The organism is Pseudoalteromonas sp. JC3 (assembly GCF_030291895.1).
In the GTDB taxonomy this organism is placed as follows: domain Bacteria; phylum Pseudomonadota; class Gammaproteobacteria; order Enterobacterales; family Alteromonadaceae; genus Pseudoalteromonas.
Genome location: NZ_CP127855.1, coordinates 3,604,807 through 3,622,985, shown reverse-complemented (window position 1 = coordinate 3,622,985; position 18,179 = coordinate 3,604,807). Strand labels below are relative to the sequence as shown.

The 18,179-nt window shown below is 43.4% G+C and carries 14 protein-coding genes; 12 read left to right on the top strand and 2 right to left on the bottom strand.

Annotation, left to right across the window (positions count from 1 at the left end; genetic code table 11):
• Positions 1 to 13: 13 nt before the first annotated feature.
• Complete coding sequence (locus QSH61_RS15760) at positions 14 to 562, bottom strand: ECF-type sigma factor (RefSeq protein ID WP_206473067.1); 549 nt, start codon at positions 560 to 562, stop codon at positions 14 to 16.
• Between the two features lie 356 nt (positions 563 to 918).
• Here QSH61_RS15760 and QSH61_RS15755 point away from each other — a divergent pair, with 356 nt between their 5' ends.
• Positions 919 to 1,065, top strand: a complete 147-nt coding sequence (locus QSH61_RS15755; protein WP_206473066.1) for a hypothetical protein — start codon at positions 919 to 921, stop codon at positions 1,063 to 1,065.
• 76 nt (positions 1,066 to 1,141) lie between these two features.
• On the opposite strand, the gene QSH61_RS15750 is transcribed toward QSH61_RS15755, so the two are convergent.
• The gene (locus QSH61_RS15750) at positions 1,142 to 4,567 is read right to left on the bottom strand and encodes a PAS domain-containing hybrid sensor histidine kinase/response regulator (RefSeq protein ID WP_206473065.1); all 3,426 of its coding nucleotides are present in this window, start codon (positions 4,565 to 4,567) and stop codon (positions 1,142 to 1,144) included.
• Between the two features lie 410 nt (positions 4,568 to 4,977).
• Between QSH61_RS15750 and QSH61_RS15745 the strand changes: the two genes are divergently transcribed.
• The 11 genes from QSH61_RS15745 to QSH61_RS15695 all read left to right on the top strand — a co-directional run bounded on the left by QSH61_RS15745 (position 4,978) and on the right by QSH61_RS15695 (position 18,115).
• The gene (locus tag QSH61_RS15745) at positions 4,978 to 5,241 is read left to right on the top strand and encodes a DUF4212 domain-containing protein (RefSeq protein WP_010607553.1); all 264 of its coding nucleotides are present in this window, start codon (positions 4,978 to 4,980) and stop codon (positions 5,239 to 5,241) included.
• Between the two features lie 11 nt (positions 5,242 to 5,252).
• Positions 5,253 to 6,977, top strand: a complete 1,725-nt coding sequence (locus tag QSH61_RS15740; protein WP_010607554.1) for a sodium:solute symporter family protein — start codon at positions 5,253 to 5,255, stop codon at positions 6,975 to 6,977.
• A gap of 90 nt (positions 6,978 to 7,067) precedes the next feature.
• Positions 7,068 to 8,906, top strand: a complete 1,839-nt coding sequence (locus tag QSH61_RS15735; RefSeq protein WP_102057515.1) for a DUF294 nucleotidyltransferase-like domain-containing protein — start codon at positions 7,068 to 7,070, stop codon at positions 8,904 to 8,906.
• 3 nt (positions 8,907 to 8,909) lie between these two features.
• Positions 8,910 to 9,527, top strand: a complete 618-nt coding sequence (locus tag QSH61_RS15730) for a 3'-5' exonuclease (protein WP_174169715.1) — start codon at positions 8,910 to 8,912, stop codon at positions 9,525 to 9,527.
• Between the two features lie 109 nt (positions 9,528 to 9,636).
• Positions 9,637 to 10,647 carry an erythrose-4-phosphate dehydrogenase gene (epd, locus tag QSH61_RS15725; protein ID WP_010607557.1) on the top strand — a complete coding sequence of 337 codons (1,011 nt, stop codon included), beginning with the start codon at positions 9,637 to 9,639 and terminating at the stop codon, positions 10,645 to 10,647.
• A gap of 127 nt (positions 10,648 to 10,774) precedes the next feature.
• Entirely contained in the window at positions 10,775 to 11,953 is a 1,179-nt protein-coding gene (locus QSH61_RS15720; protein WP_010607558.1) for a phosphoglycerate kinase, read from the top strand.
• A gap of 198 nt (positions 11,954 to 12,151) precedes the next feature.
• Positions 12,152 to 13,216 carry a class II fructose-bisphosphate aldolase gene (gene fba, locus QSH61_RS15715; protein WP_010607559.1) on the top strand — a complete coding sequence of 355 codons (1,065 nt, stop codon included), beginning with the start codon at positions 12,152 to 12,154 and terminating at the stop codon, positions 13,214 to 13,216.
• 528 nt (positions 13,217 to 13,744) lie between these two features.
• Positions 13,745 to 14,698 (top strand): porin, encoded by a 954-nt coding sequence (locus QSH61_RS15710; protein ID WP_174169716.1) that lies wholly within the window; start codon positions 13,745 to 13,747, stop codon positions 14,696 to 14,698.
• 301 nt (positions 14,699 to 14,999) lie between these two features.
• The gene (gene phoB / locus QSH61_RS15705) at positions 15,000 to 15,689 is read left to right on the top strand and encodes a phosphate regulon transcriptional regulator PhoB (RefSeq protein ID WP_010378755.1); all 690 of its coding nucleotides are present in this window, start codon (positions 15,000 to 15,002) and stop codon (positions 15,687 to 15,689) included.
• Positions 15,690 to 15,740: 51 nt separating this feature from the next.
• Positions 15,741 to 17,069, top strand: coding sequence for a phosphate regulon sensor histidine kinase PhoR (gene phoR / locus QSH61_RS15700; RefSeq protein ID WP_174169717.1), 1,329 nt, complete (start codon positions 15,741 to 15,743; stop codon positions 17,067 to 17,069).
• A 77-nt stretch (positions 17,070 to 17,146) separates the two neighbouring features.
• Complete coding sequence (locus QSH61_RS15695; protein ID WP_017216573.1) at positions 17,147 to 18,115, top strand: PstS family phosphate ABC transporter substrate-binding protein; 969 nt, start codon at positions 17,147 to 17,149, stop codon at positions 18,113 to 18,115.
• The last annotated feature ends 64 nt before the right edge of the window (positions 18,116 to 18,179 follow it).

Here is an 18,179-nt window from a genome sequence, read left to right as displayed (position 1 = left end):
TTCCTTTATTATTTTACGCATTTACCCTGATAAAGGCTTTTGCGGCTTTGAGCTCTCTATAAACAGTCGCTGTTGAAATATTAAGTTGCTGAGCCAATTGTTCAGGCTCAAGGCCCAAAAAATAATGCTGTGAAAAAATATCTGCTTTTGTTGGGTGTTGTTTCGCAAGCAGTGAAAGGGCACTATCTAGTGCTAGATATTGGTCAGGAGGTGCCTCTGTAGCTTCTTCAATCCAATAAGTTGGTGGTGTTCTCTTTTGTGCTTTTAATTTGCGAATTTCATCTCGTAGCATATTACGTACAAAAAGGCTTAGGTAGCGATTAAAGTGTGTCTTATGCTCAATGCCATAGCTTGGAGGGATCAATTCCATTAAGGATTGGTGCAAGAGGCAGGTAGTATTAGGCAAATGGCTTAGAATGAATGTCGCGTCCATTTGTTTCTTGTGTGCTTCAAGGTGTAAACTACACACGGTTTTTAAGTGGTTATAAACTAAGGCTTTAAGCTTTTTCTCACTTTCTTTGCTGCCTCTTTGCCAATCGGCCAGCAGTGCAATGATATCCATGCGCATTCCCTATCTTGTTATTACTTCATTATCCTAGCAACAAATAGGTATCAAATGTAATTAATTTCTAGCTGGCAGAAAAAATCTCACAGGTTTTTCGTTAAGACGATTTTTGTCAGATAGTTCAACAGTGAAGCTATCACTTAGGTGTAACTGCATCGCAATGAAAGCACGTAAAGAACCGTGTTGCGTTACTTTAAAGGACCGAGGAGGGATATCCATGAAAAATAGATTTACGTTGAGTTGTATTGCCTTGGGTTTGCTATTGGCAGGTTGTGGCTCTGATGATTCATCTCCAGACAGTCCAAATAATGATAATTTAGGGGATAAGACCACTGGTAGAAGAGATTTCGGATGTGACTGTTGATGAGTTGTTTATTGCACAGCACAAGAGCCAGTTTAGTTTAGTGATGACTGTGAAGGGAGAGATTTTTTATACAGCCGAACAAGTTAGCGACGTCGTAGAAGCTGAAAATCAATTACTGGCACTGGCATCACACTAGTTCTTGCTTAGCTTTACAATAATGGTAAAGCTTTGATATCCGCGACTAAAGCCTAAGTTTATTTAGGCTTTTTTGATCACCGTCCATGGTTGAGCAGAGCTTTGAGTTTTGCTGGCTTTACTGGCTTAGACAGGTAATGGATCTGCTCACTTTTAGCGGCGATTTTTACTTCTTCATCCCTCACGGCGGTAATTAAAATAGCTGGAACCGTATTTTGCCATACGATGCGTAGCGATTTGATCAAAGAGATCCCATCACAGTTATCGTTAAGTTGGTAATCCATTAAAATAACATCTGGTGCGGGATTGTGTTTTGCGTAAGCAAGCGCGTCTTCTACTTTGTAAAACAGCTGATAGTGGCAATGCCATTTATCTAGCAGGCTCGCCATGGCTTCTAGGTTTTTCGGGTCGTCATCAACCGCGATGACATTAAGTTGAGTTTTGCTTTGCGGTTTTTGGCTAATATCTTCTTTTACTTGGAGTAAATCCACATTGCCATAGGGTATGTCTATGGCAAAGCGGCTGCCTTGATTGACAACCGAGTTCACAGAAATTGTGATGGATAAGAGATCGCATAGACGTTTTACAACACCAAGCCCAAGCCCAATACCTTTATTATCGCCCGCTTGAATACGATAAAAATCGTTAAATATCTTATTTTGCTCATGGTTTGAAATACCTGGACCGGTATCCCATACTTCAAGCCTCAAACTATGTTTACGGCGTCGACAGGCGATAAGCACTTTGCCACTGTCGGTATATTTAACGGCATTGGAAACCAGATTTTGAATGATTCGGCGTAGGTAAGTGGTGTCGCTGTGTACAATGCTGTGGGAGCTTCTTACCTTAAGTTCGAGACCTTTCTCTTTTGAAATGATGGCATACTCATTTGCCAGTGGTAATAAGATATCGTCAATGTTGAAGTGCCTAGGAGTGGGCTTCATTGCACCTTGCTCAAGTTTTGCAATATCCAAAAGCGCGCTCATCAGGTGCACGGTGGAGTCTAGGCTATCGGTGAGTTTTTCAAAGTTACCCTGATCTTTACTTATTAGATTGTGGGTATCAATCGCTGCTAAGTACAGGCGTGCGGCATTGAGTGGCTGCAAAATATCATGACTGGCAAGCGCTAAGAAGCGAGTTTTACTCTCATTTGCTTGTTCTGCTTCTTTTTTAGCGGCCATTAGTGCCTGCTCTGTTTCGTGACGATTGGCTATTTCCGCTTTAAGATCCATATTAATGGTGCGGATCTCTTGGGTTCTGGCTTCAATACGGTTCTCTAGATCCATATTGATTTCTTCCAGTGCGTTTTGCGTCGCAATATGCGTGGTGATATCTGAAAAACTCGTCACAAACCCGCCTTCAGGAAGCGGGTTTCCCGTCATCTCAAATACTTGGCCATTACGGCGGTGGCGAATAAAGTGGTGAGGAGTGCCATTTTTCAGATGTTGAACTCGTTTATCGACGTGTTTATCAATTTCTCCAGGTCCGCATTCACCGCGCTCGGCGTTAAAGCGGATCACTTCTTCTATCGGTTGTCCTACTTCTAAGAAACCATCAGGGTAGGCGAACATCTCGTGATAACGCCTGTTCCATGCAACTAGTTTTAGATCTTTATCAACAACCGAAATCCCATGGCTTAAATTTTCTAATGAGGTATAAAGTAGGTTTTGGTTGAACTGTAGTGCTTGTGTAGTTTCATCAAAAAAGTTAACCACCTCTTCAAATGCCATTTGGCGACCCGATGACACGGTACGGATCAGAGCTTGGGCTGATGAAGCACCGAGCACTCCCGTGAGTGCGCGCTCGCAGAATGAGATAAATTCAGGAGCTGGGTACGCGTCATTATCTTCTAAAATATTATTTTGAGCATAGTGCCCGAGCAATTGCTGACTGCGCTGAACCCCCAAGAAGGTTTGTAGTAGCACTTTAAAGTCATACACGGTAGCGCGAACTTGTTTATTCAAGCGTTTAGAGAGCGCAGCCTGATCTTTAGGGTTTACGAATGCCGCGGCCTGAATACGGTCGATTAGGCGCTCCTGTGCGCCGATAGAAAAGCTAATATAGCAACTAATGTTGGCGAGCAGTGCAAGTAAAGTTCCTCGGGTGATAAGGGTCTGGCGCATTTCGTAATCAAGTAATCCTCCAGCTTCCAGAATTGGAAACATAAGAAATAGCATCCAGCAGATAAAACCTGCGATGAGCCCCGCATATACGCCATACGCATGGCCTTTGCGCCAATAAAGTCCACCGACAATTGCAGGCAATAGCTGAGTCACCAATGAGAAGGCAACTAACCCCATATTTGCGAGTGCTTCACCATGACCAAACCATCGCTGGTACATATATGAAAGTAATAAGATTGCGGCGATAACAAAGCGTCGGACTAAGAGTATTTGACTCTTAAAACTGCTGTTAAGAATGTTCTTCTTAAATTTACGCTTGAACAACAGAGGCAATACCACATCGTTTGATAACATGGTACTAAGTGTGAGAGTCGCAACGACTATCATGGCCGTTGCCGCAGATAAACCGCCGATAAATACAAATGTAGCTAGGATCGGATGCTCCATCATGATAGGTAAAGCGAGTACGAAACTATCCGGTGCCGCACCATAGCCAATATCGGGGTGGATAGCGGCGGTAGCGATTGGGATGATCATGGCTGCTATCAATAACAAGTAAAGCGTAAATGCCCAACGTGCGGTTTTTAAGTGTGAAGTATTGTGGTTATCTACCACCACAACATGAAATTGTCGGGGCAAACAGACGATGGCAGCCGCTGCCATAAGCGTTTGTCCAACGAAGTTGAAGTTAAAGAAGTCAAAAGATTGCCAATGTTCGCTCAATGCTTCAAATGAGTCTGGAACTTGAGCTAAAGATTGCCATGCAAGCACGGCAACAATACCGAGTGCGAGTAACTTAACGATAGATTCAAAAGCAACGGCCAACATCAACCCTGAGCGATACTCAGTCACATCTACCTTTCTGGTGCCAAAGAAAATCGCAAATAATGCCATGATCAAGGTGCCAGCTAATGCGAGCGCAGTGCCAGACACTTGCTCATCCTGCTGTAATAACAAAAAGCTACTACTCAAGGCTTTGAGCTGGAGTGCAATATATGGAATGGTTGCCAATAGGGCTATCATCGTTACCATGACGGCCGTAGTTTGGCGTTTACCGTATCGTGCCGAAATGAAGTCGGCAATGGTGGTGATATTCTGCTTTTTACTGACCAATATGAGTTTGCGCAAAAAACCCTGACCGAACAAAAACAGTAAAATGGGCCCCAATAGAATAGGGAAGTAATGCCAGCTACTGGTGGCCGCAGTACCTACCGAGCCGTAATAAGTCCAAGAGGTACAATAAATCCCTAAGGAAAAGGCATAAACAAACGGATGATGACTAATTTTGAGTGCGCGGGGGGTGGTTTTATCTCCCCAGTTGGCGAGCCAAAAAAGTACACCAATATAAGCAGCGGCAACAAGGAGTAAAATGGCAGTCATAATGTTTGTTATAGTTTTTGGTATTAATATCGTCATACTGTAGCAAACAAATGGCACCCATAGTCTAGTTTACTCTATAATTTTATTTGAGCTTTACATGTGATTTAAAATCAAAGTGTTAGAGTTTTCTTTGGTGAGTAAAGACGTTCATTCACCATTCAAGTTAGACTAATGTCTTACTGTCGCATCTACTCATTGAAAATACATCTTCATCCAACCTGTTTTGACTTATCTTTTTGTTTATAAAGACTTTTTAATTCTTATGAATATCACGCATCTGCAGTTTACGTAAACGTTAACTTGCCGTTACGACTAAGGTCTCAATTTCAACTTACCAAGCCGTTGCTACTCTCATTAAGGTCTATTAACACAACTTGCTCCATGTTGGAGCGGGTGATAGGAGATTTAAAATGGCTTTTAAAAGTGAAGAACAAGCGAAAGCATATTGGTCAGAAAATCTCGCCTTGATGTTTAAGCTACTCGCTATTTGGTTTGTCGTTTCATTTGGATTCGGCATCCTGTTAGTTGATGTGCTCAACGAAGTTCGTTTTTTTGGATTTAAACTCGGATTTTGGTTTTCTCAGCAAGGCGCAATTTATACTTTTGTTGCGTTAATTTTTGTCTACGTTTCAAAAATGAATGCGTTAGACAAAAAATACGGCGTGGATGAGTGAGGAGCTAATCGATGGATGTTCAAATTTTAACTTTTATTATCGTCGGCCTTAGTTTTGCGCTTTATATCGGTATCGCTATCTGGGCGAGAGCTGGGTCCACGAATGAATTCTATGTTGCTGGCGGCGGTGTACCTCCTGTTGCAAACGGTATGGCAACTGCTGCAGATTGGATGAGTGCAGCGTCCTTTATTTCAATGGCAGGGATTATTTCCTTCGCTGGTTACGACGGCGGTGTTTATCTCATGGGGTGGACCGGCGGTTATGTATTACTTGCCCTGTGTTTAGCACCTTATTTGCGTAAATTTGGTAAGTTCACGGTACCAGATTTTATTGGTGATCGTTACTATTCTCAGGTTGCACGTGTGGTTGCGATCCTGTGTGCTATCTTCATTTGTTTTACCTATATTGCCGGTCAAATGCGTGGTGTTGGTGTGGTGTTCTCTCGTTTCCTCGAAGTGGATATTGAAACGGGTGTTTACATCGGTATGGTGATTGTATTCTTCTACGCGGTACTTGGCGGTATGAAAGGGATCACTTATACACAAGTTGCTCAGTATTGTGTCCTTGTCTTTGCTTATTTAGTTCCTGCAATTTTCATCTCCCTGATGATGACGGGCCATTTACTTCCACAAACCGGTTTTGGCGCTACGTTGGCTGATGGCTCGGGCACCTACCTACTCGACAAGCTAGATGGACTTAGTACCGAGCTCGGTTTTGCGCAGTACACTGAAGGCTCTAAGAGTATGGTTGATGTGTTTGCTATTACCGCTGCACTTATGGTTGGTACTGCTGGTCTGCCACATGTAATTGTTCGCTTTTTTACCGTTCCTAGAGTAAAAGACACTCGTATTTCAGCCGCTTGGACCTTAGTGTTTATCGCTATCGTATATACAACTGCACCCGCTGTTGCGTCGTTCGCTCGTGTAAACATGATCGATACTATCAACGGTAAAGATGGTAGTGGCACGGTATATGAAGAAGCACCACAGTGGGTGAAAAACTGGGAAAGGACGGGCCTTATCGTATTCAATGATAAGAATGGTGATGGCAAAATGCAGTACTCTGCAGGTAAGATTGACGATCCTGCCAGTGCAAACGAAGTGAAGATTGACCGCGATATTATGGTATTGGCGAATCCAGAAATTGCAAATCTGCCTGCGTGGGTGATTGCATTGGTCGCTGCAGGTGGTATTGCAGCAGCGCTATCGACAACCGCTGGTTTGCTACTGGTTATTTCAACATCGGTATCACATGACTTGTTGAAGCGTACCATTAAGCCGGATATCAACGATAAACAAGAATTGCTGGCTGCACGCTTAGCAGCGATGGTAGCGATTGGGATCTCAGCATATTTTGGTATAAACCCGCCAGGATTTGTTGCCTCGGTGGTTGCATTTGCCTTCGGGCTAGCTGCGGCGAGTTTCTTCCCTGCAATTATCATGGGGATATTCTCTAAGCGAATGAATAAAGAAGGTGCGATTGCCGGCATGGTAACGGGTATAGGTTTCACTGCGGCTTATATTATTTACTTTAAGTTTGTTAGCCCTGAGCTAAATGCCCCTGCAAACTGGTTGTTTGGGATTTCTCCTGAAGGGATCGGTATTGTAGGTATGCTAGTGAACTTCGTTGTAGCTGCACTGGTTATGAAGGTGACTGCGGATACACCTGAAGAAGTCAAAGTGATGGTTGATGGGATCCGTAACCCTAAAGGGTCTAGCGCTGCTCACGCACACTAAGCAATGCTAATCTAATTTGCCCAGCCAGCGTGCTGGGCAAATTTGTTTTTGATAGTGCAAAATTGTAGACGATTAAAAGGACAGTTAGGTATGACGCCAGAAATTCAAGATGTCTTTCAGTTTGTTTATAAACAAGCCCCGTTTTCTGAATTGCCCGAAGCGGCTGCCAGCTACTTTTCAAAACATATCGAAATTGTTTATCTTAGCCAGACGAATCAACAAGATTGGCTTCAAGATGGCAAGCCAAATCTATATCTGCTGCGCTCAGGTGTGGTTGATCTGATCTCTGCAAAAGACGAAGTCATTGGTCGTATGAGTGAGGGAGATTACTTTGGTTATCCTTCTTTATTAACCGGTGATGCCATTCAAAATCGCATCGAAGTTCAAAAAGATGGCTTGGTTTATATTCTCAATGAGCAGAACTTTGATTTTTTGCGCCGAGAATATAAACCTTTTGAGCAATACTTTGTTAGAGCACATGCTAACCGACTACTTTCTTCTCGTTATAAACAGCAAAGCGAAACTTGGTCAGAGCGGAAAATATCTGAGCTAATGACTAAAGACGCGGTTACTATCGCGCCGACAGCGAGTATTCGTGACGCTGCCAAATTGATGAGCCAGCATCGTGTTTCATCAATTATGGTCACGGAGCAAGCGCGCTTGGTTGGCGTTGTGACGGATAGAGATCTGCGCAATCGAGTTCTAGCGCAAGACAAAGATCCCAGTGCTCCACTTGCTGAGATCATGACGGAAAAGCCAAAACATATTTTCGAAAACAACCGTGTGTTTTCGGCCCTGCATTTAATGCTTAAGCACAATATTCATCACTTGCCAGTGTTAAATGAAGCATATAAACCATTGGGCATGCTGACCAGCACCGATCTGCTGAGACAGCAAAAAAGTGATCCGGTGCAACTTATTGGCAGGATCTATAAAGCGCAAAATCTTCTGGCTATCAAAAACTGCGCTCAGGAGATCCCGGATCTATTGCGTCAATTTTCCTATCATATTGAAGATATTTCACTGATTGGCAAGCTACTAAGTGGCCTCACTGATGCACTAACATCAAGGTTAATCTATTTATATCAACAGCAGCACGGTGCTGCACCATGCCGTTTTGCGTGGATCTGTTTTGGCTCTCAGGCACGAGAAGAGCAGACCTTACATTCAGATCAAGACAATGGTTTGTTGCTACCAGACAATATTAGCGAAAACGATCGTCGTTACTTTGCTGCTTTAGGCGCGTTTGTCTGTGAACAACTCAACGAGTGCGGTATTCAATCTTGCCCGGGAAATATCATGGCTAGTAATGCAGATTGCCGTGGCACAGTTGCCCAGTGGACCGCCAAATTTAGCAAGTGGATCTTGTCTCCTACGCCAAAAGCGATGCTTAATTGCAAGATCTACTTTGATATGCGTTTTATTGATGGCGCCAGTGATCTCTATGCGACCCTGCGCCAATCTTTGGATCAGATCAGTCGAAACGAGTTGTTTTATGCGGCGATGGCGACAGACATCAACGCAAACTCGGTACCGATTGGGATCTTTCAACAATTTAAGCTGGAAAAAGACAAGAGCAAACATAAGTATTTAGATCTGAAAAAGCGTGGGGTTGCCATTATCAACGATGTGGTTAGGTTGTATGCGCTAAAGGTTGGGGTTGCAAGAGCTAACACATTAGAGCGCCTAGAAGCACTGACTAAAAGCCCATTACTTGCTAAGTCGGATATCGACAATCTAAAAGACTGTTGGCGATTCTTAACACAATTGCGGTTAAAGACTCAAATCAACCGTGAAGGATTACCAGGAAATTGTATAAACCCAGAAAACCTCTCTTCTCTTGAACGCCATCAACTCAAAGAAGCATTTTATTTAGTCAAACAAGCACAGCAGGCGAGTGCGTTTAAGTTTGCTCGAGGGAGTTTGTAAGCAGTGAACTGGTTTTCTCATTCTGTTGCTAAGTGGCGCTATAAACATCTGCCGTTTGCGCAAGCCGAGTTGGTGGTGCTAGACCTTGAGCTCACCGGGCTTGATCCTAAGCGCCATGAAATTGTGTCGGCTGGTTGGTTGCCGATTAAAAATATGCGGATCCAAGTGAAAGATGCACAGTATCATTTGAACAGTGAGGTGCAATCGCTTGCACAGAGTCCAGTTTTCCACGGTATTGATAGTAGTCGATTGGCTGACGGTGAGTCCTTACAAACTCTGTTGCTGGCGCTTCAGCGCACGCTCCACGGTAAAGTGTTGGTATGTCATAACGTACAGATGGATTGGGCGTTTCTTAAGGCGGCATTTCAGCGCTTTGAGCTAAACGTAAGACCTGCCTTGCTGTTAGATACCATGCAGATAGATAAGCGTCGTGTATTAAAGCAAGGCTATCCGCTGGCGCAAGATGCGTTAACACTAAACGCTTGTAGAATGCGTTATGGTTTACCTCCTCACCAATTGCATGATGCGCTTAGCGATGCTTTAGCGACAGCGGAGCTACTGTTGGCGCAATCTCTGGCCATCTGTGCCGGTGGTAAATGTAAAATTGCGGATTTAACTTGAGTTAAAAAATTGCCCTAGCCTCTTACACATTTCACTCAGGTCGATTACAATAGCGCCATCAAAACGAAGGGGAACTTTCGTACTTGCGACTTCATGGATTTTCAATTTAATGACAATCAAGCTTGCAATTAATGGCTTTGGTCGAATAGGGCGTAATATCGTAAGAGCACTCTATGAGTCGGGTCGTCACCACGAAATACAAATTGTAGCCATCAATGAGTTGGCGGATCCTAAAGGGATCGCGCATCTTCTAAAATACGATACCTCACATGGGCGTTTTGCTTTTCCAGTTTCGTTAACAGAATCTTTTTTGGAAGTAGCTGAGGATAAGATCCAGTTATTTTCAGAGCCAGATCCAAGTCACCTGCCTTGGCGTGCGCTGGATGTTGATGTGGTGCTCGATTGCACTGGCGTCTATCATTCTCGTCAGCACGCACTTGCGCATATTCAGGCTGGGGCAAAGAAAGTACTGTTTTCACACCCCGCGGATGCTGATGTTGATGCGACGGTGATCTTCGGTATCAACGAAGAGATATTGTTACCTGAGCACACCATTGTGTCTAACGGCTCATGTACAACAAACTGTATTGTTCCGGTAATTAAAGTGCTAGACGATAAGTTTGGTGTTGAGTCCGGTGCTATTACGACTATTCACGCCTCTATGCATGATCAACAAGTGATTGATGCTTATCACAGTGATTTGCGGCGTACGCGTGCGGCAAGCCAATCCATCATTCCTGTTGATACTAAGCTGGCTCGCGGTATTGAGCGTATTTTACCTAAGTTTCAAGGTCGTTTTGAGGCGATCGCGGTACGGGTGCCAACAATCAATGTTACGGCGATGGATCTGAGCGTTACGCTCAATGAAAATGTCACAATTGATGCGGTAAACTCGGTTCTAAAGCAGGCCGCTGGTGGTCGTTTAGAAGGGGTATTGAGCTACACTGAAGAGCCGCTAGTATCGGTTGATTTTAATCACGATCCACATTCTTGTATTATAGATGGTACGCAAACTCGAGTGAGTCACAAGCGCTTGGTTAAGCTGCTAGTTTGGTGTGATAACGAGTGGGGTTTTGCTAATCGTATGCTTGATACCGCTTGCGTGATGATGCGTGGCTAATCATTTGTTTCAGACGCTGTTATAATCAAATTGTCTGCACAAAATTAAAACAATAATTCAAACCGAGGTAGCAAACGATTGCTGCCTTGTAGATAACAAAATGTATCGTTCTTTAAGGAGATGTCCAATGTCAGTCATTAAGATGGCGGATTTAGATTTAAACGGCAAGCGTGTGTTGATCCGCGAAGACCTAAATGTGCCAATTAAAGATGGCAAAGTCGCGTCGGACGCGCGGATCCGTGCTGCACTACCTAGTATCAAATTAGCGCTAGAAAAAGGTGCTAAAGTGATGGTGATGTCTCACCTTGGTCGTCCAACCGAGGGAGAATATGATGCACAATACTCCATGCAGCCGGTTGTGGATTATCTTAATGATGCGTTATCTCAAGATGTACGTTTAGTGACTGACTATCTAGACGGCGTGGATGTACAAGACAATGAAGTTATCGTATTCGAAAACGTGCGTTTTAACGTTGGCGAGAAGAAAGACGATGAAGTACTCGCGAAAAAACTAGCTGCGCTTTGTGATGTCTACGTGATGGATGCCTTTGGTACTGCGCACCGCGCACAGGCTTCAACACATGGTGTTGGCTTGTACGCAGAGGTGGCTTGTGCAGGTCCATTGCTTGCAGCTGAACTCGACGCGCTTGGTAAAGCACTAGATAACCCAGCTCGTCCTTTAGTGGCCATCGTTGGCGGCTCTAAAGTATCAACTAAACTAACCGTGCTTGATTCATTGTCTAAGGTTGTTGACCAACTCGTTACTGGTGGTGGTATCGCGAATACTTTCATTGCTGCAGCGGGTAACCCTGTTGGTAAGTCGCTGTACGAAGCGGACTTGATCCCTGAAGCGAACAAGCTAGTGGCTGCTGCCAGAGCGAATGACGGTGATATTCCTGTTCCGACTGATGTGGTTGTCGGTAATGAGTTTTCAGAATCTGCAGTTGCTACCATTAAAGATGCGAGCGAAGTTTCAGACGAAGACATGATCTTCGACATCGGTCCTGATACTGCAACTCAACTTGCCGAGATCATTGCAAATGCTGGCACTGTGGTTTGGAATGGCCCAGTGGGTGTATTTGAATTTGATCAATTTGGTAATGGTACTGAAGCGATTGCCAATGCTATCGCTAAGTCGTCAGCATTCTCAATTGCTGGTGGTGGCGATACGTTAGCTGCTATCGATAAGTATGGTGTTGAGCAAGATATCTCTTATATTTCTACAGGTGGCGGTGCTTTCCTTGAATTTCTTGAGGGTAAAACGCTTCCTGCGGTCGCCATGCTTGAGCAGCGAGCTAGAGACTAAAATTGATTGAGGTAGCGTTAAGCTGCCTCTTAATATCAGGTAAACATCACTCTCTCACATACTTGATGTTTGCTTGACGACGCGTAGCGTCCGGTTAGCCAACAAATAAAGTGGTTAACTTCATCAGCGTTGGCTGGTGTAAACATATTATCCGTTCAAACCGATAGCGGTGGCTATCAACAATTGGAGAAAAGCAATATGGCTTTAATCAGTATGCGTCAACTTCTCGATCATGCAGCTGAGCATGGTTATGGCGTTCCTGCATTCAACGTGAATAACCAAGAGCAAATGCGTGCGATCATGGAAGCTGCGGACAAGACAAATAGTCCGGTTATCGTGCAAGGTTCTGCTGGTGCACGCAAATATGCTGGTGCACCATTTATCCGCCACATGATTTTAGCGGCTGTAGAAGAATGGCCTCATATTCCAGTTGTAATGCACCAAGATCATGGTACTTCACCTGCTGTATGCCAGCGCTCAATTCAACTTGGTTTCTCATCAGTCATGATGGACGGCTCTCTAATGGAAGACGGTAAAACGCCTTCAAGCTACGAGTATAATGTGGACGTTACTCGTCGTACTGTTGAAATGGCGCACGCTTGTGGCGTGTCTGTTGAGGGCGAGTTAGGTGTACTTGGTTCTCTTGAAACCGGTGAAGCTGGTGAAGAGGACGGTATTGGCGCTGAAGGTAAATTAACAGAAGATCAGCTACTGACAGATCCTGAAGAAGCTGCAGACTTCGTCAAGAAAACCAATGTAGATGCGCTTGCTATTGCATGCGGTACATCACACGGTGCTTATAAATTTACTCGTCCACCAACGGGCGATATCTTAGCAATTAACCGCATCAAAGAAATCCACGCTCGTATTCCTGATACTCACTTAGTAATGCATGGTTCGTCTTCAGTACCGCAGGATTGGTTAGCAATCATCAATGAGTTTGGTGGCGAAATCCCTGAGACTTACGGTGTACCGGTCGAGCAAATTGTTGAAGGTATTAAATTCGGTGTTCGTAAAGTTAATATTGATACTGATCTACGTTTAGCATCAACAGGTGCTATTCGTCGCCACCTTGCGCAAAACCCAAGCAATTTCGATCCTCGCAAATTCTTAGCGGAAGCGACGAAAGCGATGACTGAGATCTGTGTTGCGCGCTACGAAGCGTTTGGTACAGCTGGTCAAGCTGCTAAGATCAAGCCAATTTCACTTGATGATATGCACTTGAGATATCTAACTGGTGAGTTAGATCCTAAAGTGAAATAACTTACGGATCAAAATTTGACTAAGTAAAATTGTGCATCGCACGCTGATACTTCAAAAAGCCTCTGAAATAGAGGCTTTTTTGTATCTGATCCTTGATTGAAAGCCAATGTTTAATAGGGCTTGCAAGGTGAAAATACACTTAGATCGCCATTTTACTAGCGAGGTAAATAGGGATCAGATCTTTACTAACAAAGATCATTGTTTAACTAAGTAGATATATTTCAAAACCTCAGATCAATAAGTTAGCCTCGCTTAGATCATTTTTATACCAACGTGATCCAGCGTTAAGTAGTAAGAGGTTAGTAAGAAAATGATCTTGGGGACGATCTTGTTGGTAAAAAGCTGATCCTGACTATAGATGATCTCTAGCAGTTAATAAAATACTGATCCCGGAGTCAGTTTCTTGATCTCCAGCTAAAAGTGTCTAACTTTAACAATACGAGATCTGTTCGCTACGTCCTCTCTGTCTGGCTTCGGCATCTCAAACCTTGTTGTACTGCGCCCAAATACTATCCAAGGTGATCAAAGATGAAAATGAAATACCTACCATTTGTTGCTCTAAGCCTTTGCTCTATGAGTGTTTGTAGTTATGCAAACGAAGCTGTATCTCTATACGGTAGAGCTCATGTCGGGGTGCAAAACTCTGATAAAGACGGTGATAGCGATACTTCAATTGAGAGTTATAACTCTCGCATGGGGTTAAAGGGATCGACAAAGCTGCAGGATGGGCTTGAGGTCTTTTATAAATATGAATTCCAAGTTGAGATCACAGATCAAGACAAAGATGGTAAGTCAGGTGATAACCTTACAGCACGCTCTCAGTATCTTGGGGTTAAAGGGAGCTATGGTCAGCTCCTGATCGGCCGTGATGATACACCGATGAAAAAGTCGCAAGGCAAAGTGGACTTAATGAATGACTTTTCTGGTGATATTAATTCGTTATTTGTTGGTGAAAATCGCCTTGGTGACACCGTGCAATATACGACCCCGGCTATTAATCATTTGCAGTTTACAGTGAGTTATATTGCCGAAGACAACAGCAAACAAAACGGCGAAGATGGCTTATCTTTGTCGGCAAGTTACGGTGATAGCAAACTCAAGAAAACTAATGTATATGTTGCTGTTGCCCACGACAATAAAGTTGCGGGACAAGACATTAATCGCGTGACGGTACAAGGAAAACTGGGAGACTTTAAACTCGGCGGTATGTATCAACAAAATGAAGCGATTGATAGTGATGAGGAAGTAGATAGCTTCATGGTGAGTGCTGCTTACCAGATTGAGTCATATACCTTACTTGCCCAGTATCAAGATTCGGATGGGGCTGCAGGTAAGCTGAAAGACTCTGGCAATGCAGCCTCAGTAGGTGTGGAAAAAAGTCTAAGTAAACAAGCTCGTATGTATCTTTGGTATTCGAAATTTTCTTTGGATAACAACGAAGATCACAACACGATGGCGGTCACATTGAGATATGACTTTTAATTTACAAAGGCGTAAGGCTATTTACAAAAAGCATGCTGATTTTGCGGTGAATTGCAGCGTAGTTTCTGTAGTATGGTTTGGAGATCGTAGTCCATATTTCGAAAACACTATTTTGAGACCAATATTTTAGTATAAAATATATTTAAAATCATATTATTACAAATAAATAAGGTATTCCCTTTGTAGCCAAAAAAGAGATTTTTTTGGCTTGTTTTGCGTTTACACGTTACACTTTCATAAAAATGTCACAGTTAGTCATAATAATGACATCAACAACGTCGGTAACGAGAGAACATTGGGAATGTCACGTAAAGTACTTGTAGTTGATGATGAAGCACCTATCAGAGAAATGTTGGTGTTCGTACTAGAGCAAAATGGTTTTCAAGCAATTGAAGCGGAAGACTATGATTCAGCAGTTGCTGCTATGGTAGAACCTTATCCAGATATGGTGCTACTAGACTGGATGCTGCCAGGAGGCAGTGGTATTCAAATTGCTAAAAAGTTTAAGCAAAGTGAATATACCCGTCAGATCCCAATCATCATGCTAACGGCAAGAGGTGAAGAGGAAGACAAAGTTAAAGGATTAGAGGTTGGTGCGGATGATTATGTGACAAAGCCTTTCTCTCCTAAAGAGCTAATGGCTCGTATTAAAGCGGTAATGCGTCGAGTTTCACCGACGTCGCTAGAAGAAGCGATAGAAGTTCACGGATTACGTTTAGACCCTATTTCTCACCGAGTGACATCTGCGGGCACTGAGTTAGATATGGGGCCGACAGAGTTTCGTTTATTACATTTCTTCATGACACACCCTGAACGTGTTTATAGCCGTGAACAGCTGTTAGATCACGTATGGGGCACTAACGTGTACGTTGAAGATCGCACTGTAGACGTTCATATTCGTCGCTTACGTAAAGCTATCGCACCGCTTGGCCACGATCGCTTAGTGCAAACCGTACGTGGTGCAGGTTACCGCTTTTCGAGTAAACTGTAATTAGTATTCCAAGAGGAACTGAATTATTTGGTTCCTAAATGGATTTAGTCTATGTATCGAGTGATTGATAAACAGGCGTTAACGAGACGCCTGTTTTTGTATTTCCTACCACTAGCCTTAATTGGCTATTTAGTCAGTGCACCTTTTCTGTTTCTTTTCATAGGTGCTTTCGTCTTATTAGTTTGGCATTACAAACAACTCTATCGTTTGAGCGACTGGCTGCTCAATCAACGTAGTTTTAATCCACCTGAAGGTAAGGGCGCTTGGGAGCAAGTGTTTGAAGGGATCTATCAGCTTCAGCAACGTAATCGTAAAAAGCGTAATGAGCTCGCGGAACTGATCCGACGCTTTCGTGAGGGGGCTGAAGCTATCCCAGACGCGGTCGTTGTACTGCAACAAGATCTCAGTATTGTGTGGTGTAACCAATTAGCTTTGAAAGTGTTAGGTTTGCAATGGCCTACAGATCATGGTCAAAGATTGGATAACCTTATCCGAGATCCTAAATTTGTAAAATACATGCATGAACATCGCTTTGATGAAGCATTAGAGCTTGAGACCGGACTTGCACATGAGCAAGTGTTGGAAATACGAGTCATGCCTTATGCCGAGCAGCTTATGCTAGTGGCGCGTGATGTCAGCCGACTAAAGCAATTAGAGCAAATGCGCAAAGACTTTGTCGCAAATGTATCTCATGAGCTAAGGACGCCGCTAACCGTCATGGCTGGCTATCTAGAGATGATGGATAGCGATAATATGCCACCCCCCGCGATGTGGGCTAAAGCACATGGCACTATGATAGATCAGTGTAAACGGATGGATAGTCTGGTAAATCAACTTCTTTCCTTGTCTCGAATCGAAGGGGCGAGAAAGCAAGACAATGACAAAGCCGTGAATATTCCTGCCATGCTTGATCTTATTCATACCGAAGCGAAGTCACTTAATCAGGAAAAGGGCCATGAGCTCGTTTTTGATATTGATCCGACTTTGGATATCAAAGGGGCTGGGGATGAGTTACGCAGTGCTTACTCAAATTTAATTTTTAATGCTATTCATTACACTAAACCCGGTGGGCACATTCGTGTACGTTGGTATTTAGAAAACGACTTGCCGACCTTTAGTGTCGTCGATAATGGCGATGGTATCGCGCCTGAACACATTAACCGACTAACTGAACGTTTTTACCGTGTGGATAAAGCACGAAGCCGAAAAACAGGCGGCTCGGGCCTTGGTTTAGCAATTACTAAACATGTGTTGTCTCGTCATGACTCAGCTTTACATATTGAAAGCAAAGTGGGTGAAGGCTCTCGCTTTTGGTTTACTTTCCCCAAACAAAAGCGAATTTTTATGACAAATGATGAAAGTCATAAAAGTGTAATTTAAGGGTAATTTTATTGTCATTTTATCGCTGCACAATGAGCTGCGTAAAATAACTGGGACCAACAACTGGAGTGACCCCAATGAAATTTAAAAGCTTAGTTGCCGCAATGGGTGTGGCTATTACTACATTAGTTTCTACTCAAGTATCTGCTTTAGACGAAAAGTTACCAGAGTATAATAAAACCAGCGGTATCTCAGGAAACTTCTCTTCTGTAGGTTCTGATACGCTTGCCAACATGATGACGTTTTGGGCAGAAGAATATAAAAGAATTTACCCTAACGTAAATATCCAAATTCAAGCTGCTGGTTCTTCTACTGCGCCACCTGCACTAACGGAAGCAACGGCAAACTTCGGCCCAATGAGCCGTAAGATGAAATCAAAAGAAATCGAAGCTTTTGAAAAGCGTTATGGTTATAAGCCAACAGAAATCCGCGTAGCAATTGATGCGCTCGCAGTATTTGTACACAAAGATAACCCAATTGAAGGCTTAACAATTGAACAGGTTGATTCAATCTTCTCTTCAACGCGCAAGTGTGGTTCGGCAGCACAGGCAAATCGCTGGAGTGATGTTGGTCTAACGGGTGATTGGGCAGCAAAAGATATTCAGCTTTATGGTCGTAACTCAGTATCTGGTACTTATGGTTACTTCAAGAAAAAAGCACTGTGTAAAGGTGACTTCCGCAATAATGTTAACGAGCAGCCAGGTTCTGCGTCTGTAGTACAGTCTATCTCGTCTTCAGTGAATGCGATTGGTTATTCTGGTATCGGTTATAAAACGTCAGGCGTACGTACCGTACCATTGGCGAAAAAAGGCACGAACTACGTTGATGCAACATTAGAAAATGTGGCACAGGGCAAATACCCACTGTCTCGCTTCCTATACCTATATGTGAACAAGCACCCTAATAAAGAATTAGCACCTATCGAGGCTGAATTCTTGAAGATGGTATTGTCTAAAGAAGGTCAAAAGATCGTTGAGAAAGATGGTTACGTTCCTCTTTCTAGCGAAATGGCGACACGTGAATTGAAAAAGTTAGGTTTACTTTAATCAATTACTCAACCCGCTAATTACTTGTTGTTATTGATGCCGCTCGTTGAGCGGCATTTTTTAT

Bases quoted from the DNA above. Each gene is read 5' to 3' on its own strand.
- QSH61_RS15760 (WP_206473067.1), bottom strand. From the start codon at position 562: ATGGATATCATTGCACTGCTGGCCGATTGGCAAAGAGGCAGCAAAGAA.
- QSH61_RS15750 (WP_206473065.1), bottom strand. From the start codon at position 4,567: ATGACTGCCATTTTACTCCTTGTTGCCGCTGCTTATATTGGTGTACTT.
- QSH61_RS15745 (WP_010607553.1), top strand. From the start codon at position 4,978: ATGGCTTTTAAAAGTGAAGAACAAGCGAAAGCATATTGGTCAGAAAAT.
- QSH61_RS15740 (WP_010607554.1), top strand. From the start codon at position 5,253: ATGGATGTTCAAATTTTAACTTTTATTATCGTCGGCCTTAGTTTTGCG.
- QSH61_RS15735 (WP_102057515.1), top strand. From the start codon at position 7,068: ATGACGCCAGAAATTCAAGATGTCTTTCAGTTTGTTTATAAACAAGCC.
- epd (WP_010607557.1), top strand. From the start codon at position 9,637: ATGACAATCAAGCTTGCAATTAATGGCTTTGGTCGAATAGGGCGTAAT.
- QSH61_RS15720 (WP_010607558.1), top strand. From the start codon at position 10,775: ATGTCAGTCATTAAGATGGCGGATTTAGATTTAAACGGCAAGCGTGTG.
- fba (WP_010607559.1), top strand. From the start codon at position 12,152: ATGGCTTTAATCAGTATGCGTCAACTTCTCGATCATGCAGCTGAGCAT.
- QSH61_RS15710 (WP_174169716.1), top strand. From the start codon at position 13,745: ATGAAAATGAAATACCTACCATTTGTTGCTCTAAGCCTTTGCTCTATG.
- phoB (WP_010378755.1), top strand. From the start codon at position 15,000: ATGTCACGTAAAGTACTTGTAGTTGATGATGAAGCACCTATCAGAGAA.
- phoR (WP_174169717.1), top strand. From the start codon at position 15,741: ATGTATCGAGTGATTGATAAACAGGCGTTAACGAGACGCCTGTTTTTG.
- QSH61_RS15695 (WP_017216573.1), top strand. From the start codon at position 17,147: ATGAAATTTAAAAGCTTAGTTGCCGCAATGGGTGTGGCTATTACTACA.